Genomic DNA, 230 nt, shown 5'->3' with positions numbered 1-230 from the left:
GGTGGGGTCAGCAACACCAGCCAACTCCCGGCGCGGAGCGTGCCGCTGAGTGCGGCAAACGCCGCCGCGTCAAATCCCTGTCCGGCGTCGAAAACCGCATGACGAAACTCGCGCCCCAGTAACGTTTGCAGCGCCTGTGGTGTGCAACCTGGCTCTGCGGGGGCTGTTGCCCCTACCCACAGCCAGTCGCCGGGCAATGTTTTGCGTAGCGCTAACGCTTGCGCCTGGCA

Annotated in this window: 1 pseudogene; it reads right to left on the bottom strand. The window is 65.7% G+C overall.

Annotated features, from left to right (window positions below):
- Positions 1–230, bottom strand: a pseudogene (locus FDX22_RS22615) (DUF1726 domain-containing protein); the annotation flags it as partial.

Origin of the sequence: Citrobacter sp. TBCS-14 (assembly GCF_005280805.1) — a bacterium.
GTDB classification, from domain to species: Bacteria; Pseudomonadota; Gammaproteobacteria; order Enterobacterales; family Enterobacteriaceae; genus Citrobacter; species Citrobacter gillenii.
Note: the sequence above shows the minus strand (reverse complement) of the source record. Positions and strands in the feature narration are given on the sequence as shown.